This window comes from Sphingomonas sp., assembly GCF_042091075.1.
In the GTDB taxonomy this organism is placed as follows: domain Bacteria; phylum Pseudomonadota; class Alphaproteobacteria; order Sphingomonadales; family Sphingomonadaceae; genus Sphingomonas.
Genome location: NZ_JBELIE010000208.1, coordinates 1 through 4948, shown reverse-complemented (window position 1 = coordinate 4948; position 4948 = coordinate 1). Strand labels below are relative to the sequence as shown.

Annotated in this window: 4 protein-coding genes and 1 pseudogene; 1 reads left to right on the top strand and 4 read right to left on the bottom strand. The window is 69.2% G+C overall.

Annotation, left to right across the window (positions count from 1 at the left end; genetic code table 11):
• Window positions 1-154 precede the first annotated feature (154 nt).
• Genes ACFDSW_RS15355 through ACFDSW_RS15345 form a run of 3 tightly spaced genes read right to left on the bottom strand, consistent with a single transcriptional unit; the run spans window position 155 to window position 3467 of the window.
• Entirely contained in the window at window positions 155-1435 is a 1281-nt protein-coding gene (locus tag ACFDSW_RS15355) for a mechanosensitive ion channel family protein (protein WP_375251143.1), read from the bottom strand.
• Complete coding sequence (gene metC, locus ACFDSW_RS15350; protein WP_375251142.1) at window positions 1432-2622, bottom strand: cystathionine beta-lyase; 1191 nt, start codon at window positions 2620-2622, stop codon at window positions 1432-1434. The genes ACFDSW_RS15355 and metC overlap by 4 nt, the downstream gene beginning before the upstream one ends.
• Window positions 2619-3467: a sulfurtransferase gene (locus tag ACFDSW_RS15345; protein WP_375251141.1), complete on the bottom strand. Its 849-nt coding sequence runs from the start codon at window positions 3465-3467 to the stop codon at window positions 2619-2621. The genes metC and ACFDSW_RS15345 overlap by 4 nt, the downstream gene beginning before the upstream one ends.
• Before the next feature lie 72 nt (window positions 3468-3539).
• Here ACFDSW_RS15345 and queF point away from each other — a divergent pair, with 72 nt between their 5' ends.
• Window positions 3540-3986, top strand: coding sequence for a preQ(1) synthase (gene queF, locus ACFDSW_RS15340; RefSeq protein WP_375251140.1), 447 nt, complete (start codon window positions 3540-3542; stop codon window positions 3984-3986).
• Between the two features lie 25 nt (window positions 3987-4011).
• On the opposite strand, the pseudogene ACFDSW_RS15335 reads toward queF, so the two are convergent.
• Window positions 4012-4948: pseudogene (locus ACFDSW_RS15335) on the bottom strand (ATP-binding protein); the annotation flags it as partial.

Below are 4948 nucleotides of genomic sequence, written 5' to 3'. Positions count from 1 at the left end.
GCGACATCGTCGCCGCGCCGCAGGGCGACGGACAGGGCGCGCGGGCCGCTGCGGGCACCTCGACGTCGACGCCGGCGCAAACCCCGGCGGCGGCTGCCACACCCGCGCCCTGATCTCACCGGGCGCGGGTGCGGGCGCGGCGGCCAGCGTCGCGCTACCCCCGCGCCTTGTCCGGCCAGCTGCGGATATACACGTCCTGTTGCGCGAATGGGATGTCGATGCCCGCATCCCGGAACATGAACCACAACCGGTTCAGCACGTCCGATCGCACGTTGCCCACACCGCTTTCGGGATCGCTGATCCAGGCCAGGATCTCATGCTCCACCCCGTCGTTGCCATAAGCGGTCAACCAGACGTTCGGCTTGGGACTTTTCAGGACGCGCGGGCTTTCGGTCGCGGCCTTCAGCATCAGCGACTGGGCCAGCTTGAGATCGCAACTATAGGCGACGCTCACCGGGATACGGACGCGCACGTTGCGATCCGAATAGGACCAATTCTCCACCTCGCGCGTCATCAGATCCTCGTTCGGGATCAGATGCTCCTTGCCGTCGCGGGTGACGACCGAGACCGCGCGCACGCCGATCTTGTTGACCCAGCCGAAACTCTCTCCGACGACGATCACGTCCCCGGGCTTGATCGACCGATCCATGAGGAGGATGATGCCCGCGATCAGGTTGCCGATCGTCTTCTGCATTCCGAAGCCGATCGCCAGCCCGAACGCGCCCGAAAAGACCGCGAATGCGGTCAGGTCGATTCCGAGCAGATCGATGCCGAAGAAAAACGCGAGCACCACCGCGGCGATGCTGGCGATTTTCTGCGCCAGGATACGCTGCGTGGGATCCAGCGCGTGCGCGCGGTCGATGACATGATCGAGCACGCGGATCACCAGCCGCACCAGCGCCACGAGCACCACGATCGTCAGCAGCGTGGTGATCGCCGCCAGTAGCGACAGCCGGCGCGAGCCGACCGTCACCCCGACCGCGTCGAGCGTCTGCGTGATCGGCTTCAGGCCGCCGACCGCACGGCTGAACAGCGCGATGAAGACGATCGCCTCCACCCCCCAGGACGCCCAGCGCGGAATGCCGACGCCGCGCATCAACTGATGCGTCGTCAACGCCGCCGCGGCGCCCAGGGCCAGCCCGATCGGGGCGCCCGCCAGCGGGGACCATGGGTAAGCCGACAGCAGCATCGACAGCAACAGCGCGGCGCTGCCATGCCGCACGATCAGGCACAGTCGCGGCCGCAGGCCATCGCCGGGGCGGCCGACATGATCCTTCCACCAATTCGCCAGTCGCGGACCGAGCACGCGACCCGAAGTGACCCCGATCACCAGGGCGAGCAGCACCAGCCCGCCCGCGATCGCCGCCTCCAGCACGTCCATTTGGCTCGGCATGGCGATGCCATAGCGGGCGAGCCAGTTCGCGACGGCGGTCATCCCCGTGCCCGCCGGAACGCGGCGAGCGCGTGCGACAGATCGGCGATCAGGTCGTCACTATCCTCCAGCCCGATCTGTAATCGCACCAGCGGCCCCGGGAAATCGGGCGTGGTCGCCGTGCGATAGCGGTGCGGATCGACCGGCAGCGCCAGGCTTTCATATCCGCCCCAGCTATACCCGATACCGAAGAGGCGCAGCGTATCGATCAGCGCCGCGCGGGACGCCTCGTCGCCCCCGTCGAGCGCGAACGAGAAAAGGCCCGCGGCGCCGTGGAAATCGCGCTGCCAAAGTTCATGGCCGGGATGCGAGGGCAGCGCGGGGTGCAGCACCTGCGCCACTTCGGGTTGCGCTTCGAGCCAGTGCGCGATCCGCAACGCGCTGTCCTGATGCTGTTTCAGCCGGATCGCCATCGTGCGCAGCCCCCGGCTGCCCAGCCAGGCGTCATCAGGGCTGACGACTTGCCCGAGCTGGAAACTGGTGTCGCGCAGCCGCGCGAACCGTCCCGGCGCGGCGGTGACCGATCCCATCATGACGTCCGAATGGCCGACGACATATTTGGTGCAGGCGAGCACGCTGTAATCGACGCCCAGCGCGATCGCCGGCAGCAGCAGCGGCGTCGCCCAGGTATTGTCGAGCACGGTGATCACGCCGCGCTCGCGCGCGACGGCGGTGATCGCAGGAATGTCCTGCACCTCGAACGTCAGGCTGCCAGGGCTTTCCAGGAAGATCGCGCGCGTGGAAGGGCCGATCAGATCGGCGATCCCCGCGCCGATCAGCGGGTCGTAATAGCGCGTGGTGATGCCCATCCGCCGCAACAGCCCGTTCGCCATCGATCGTGTCGGGTCGTAGGCACTGTCGACCAGCAGCAGTTCATCCCCCGGCGACAGGATCGACAGCAGACAGGCAGCGATCGCCGCGACGCCGCTGGGATAGAGGAAGGTGCCCTCCGCCCCCGGCTCCAGTTCGGTCAGCGCGTCGGCGAGCGACCATTGGGTCGGCGTGCCGCGCCGGCCGTAGAACAGGCGATGATGCGTGTCGCGCCCCGCTGCGGCGCGCAGGTCGGCGACATCGTCATACAGGATCGTCGAGGCGCGCCACACCGGGGTGTTGACGATCCCCTGCGTCCATTCGCGCCGCCGCCCCGCGCCGACGACGCGCGTGGCCGGCTTGTCTTCCGGCCCGCTCATGCCGCGCCGACCGCCTTGGGGGTGCTGGGGTCTGCGCCCCATTCGGTCCAGCTGCCGTCATAGACCGAGGCTTCGCGACCGAGCAGATGCGCACCGAACGCCAGCACGCTGGCGGTGATCCCCGATCCGCAGGTCATCGCCAGCGGCCGCGACGGGTCGACCCCGGCCTGGGCGAAGGCGGCGGCAAGCTCGTCGCCGCATTTCCAGGTGCCGTCGGGGTGGAACAGCCGGGTATAGGGCAGGTTGCGCGATCCCGGGATATGGCCGGGGGCGATCCCCGGACGCGGATCGGCTTCCTCGCCGGTGAAGCGCGCGGCGGAACGCGCGTCGACGATCTGCGCGCTGCCGTCGGCCAGGATCGTGCGCATCGCGGCCTTGTCCAGGATACCGCTGCCCTGCGTGCGCGGTGTGGCGTGGCGCGGTTTCGCCTCGCCCGCGCCGGTTTCGAGCGGGCGCTCCTCCGCTTTCCACTTCGCCAGTCCGCCGTCGAGGATCGCCACATCGGTGAAGCCGAACGCGCGCAGCATCACCCAGGCGCGCGCGGCGGTATGGTGCGCGGCATCGTCGTAGAGGACGATCCGGGTGCCGTCGCCCAGCCCCAGCCTGCTCATGCGGCTGGCGAATTGCGCCGGGCCGGGCAAAGTCGAGGGCAGCGGACTGTCGCGATCGGCGAAGCCGTCGAGGTCCATGAAGATCGCACCCGGAAGATGGCCGGCGGCGAATTCGGCGGCGGCATCGCGCGGCGCGGCGCCCGGCAGCGGGACGTGATAACTGGCGTCGGCGATGCGCAGATCGCGGGCGTCAAGCTGATCGGCAAGCCATGCGGTCGAAACAAGCGGTTCCATGCCCCCTTCATAGCCGCGCCACGCCGGGGGAACAGGTCGCATTTCGGGCCGAACGCGCTTATGTGGCGCGGCATGACACCCAGGTTCCTTGGACAGACCACCGCGCTTCCCGCCTCGCCGGAGGAAGCCGCGCTCGATTATGTACCCAATCCGCGCGGCGACGCCCTGTATCTGGTGCGTTTTACCCAACCGGAATTCACCTCGCTATGCCCCGTGACCGGCCAGCCCGATTTCGCGCACCTGGTGATCGACTACGCCCCGGCGGCGACGATCGTCGAGTCGAAGTCGCTGAAGCTGTTTCTCGGCGCTTTCCGCAATCATGCCGCCTTTCACGAGGATTGCACCGTCGGGATTGGCGAGCGGCTGTTCCGCGAAATGCGGCCGCGCTGGCTGCGGATCGGCGGCTATTGGTATCCGCGCGGTGGCATGCCGATCGACGTGTTCTGGCAATCGGGCGCCGCGCCCGAGGGGCTGTGGCTGCCCGATCAGGGCGTCGCGCCCTATCGTGGGCGCGGCTAGGGGGCGCGGCTAGGGGGGCGCTCGCTCAGGCCGCTTCCGACGCGCCGGTGGTCCAGCCGAGATGCGGAATCGTGATCGACCGCTTGCCCGACAGATCGGTGCGCAGCACGAACAGGTCGCGGCTTTCGATATAGCCGATCAGCCGGCGCACCCGGCCGATCGAACTGGTGCCATAGGTGGCGGCGATCGCCTCGTCCGACGGGCAGGGTTCCCCGTCCCGCGCGGCGCGCGCGACCAGCAGGAACGCGCCCAGCATGTCGTCCGGCAGCCCCTGCGCCAGCGCCAGCGCACCGGCCCATTCCTCCGCCCCCGGATCGAAGATGCCGGCGCGCGCGCACGACAGCCGCCGGCTGAACGCGGGCAGGTCAAGCGAGGGGCGCGCGATCCCCGCCATGCGGCAGCGGACCTGGAAATCCTGGAACAGCACCGCTGCCGGGCGCCCTGCGCTGTCCGCGTCGGCGACGATCGCGCGCAGCACATCGGCATAGATCGCCTCCACCTCTTCCGCCGAACGATCGGGGAGCGACGGCGCGGGAACGCCGGGGGGTGCGGGCGTTTCGATATCCGCGATCAGCTCCTGTTCGGGCACGCGGCGCGGGCGCGGATCGAACATCATCGGTAGCGTCGGCGCGGTATCGGGGGTGACATCGAGCAGCGCCTGCACATCGACGGTCGCGGCGCTGGGCAGCGGCACCAGCTTGGGGCTGCCGCTGCGCGCCTGTGTCTCGACCGCGCCGATCCGCACCGTGATCGGGCGCCGTGATACCGCCGGGCCAAGCGCGAGGAAGGTGCCGCGTGCCAGGTCGCGGATCGTCTCCGCCTGACGCCGCTCCATGCCCAGCAGGTCCGCCGCGCGCGCCATGTCGATGTCGAGGAAGGTGCGCCCCATCAGGAAATTGGATGCTTCCGCCGCGACGTTCTTGGCCAGCTTCGCCAGACGCTGCGTCGCGATAACCCCCGCC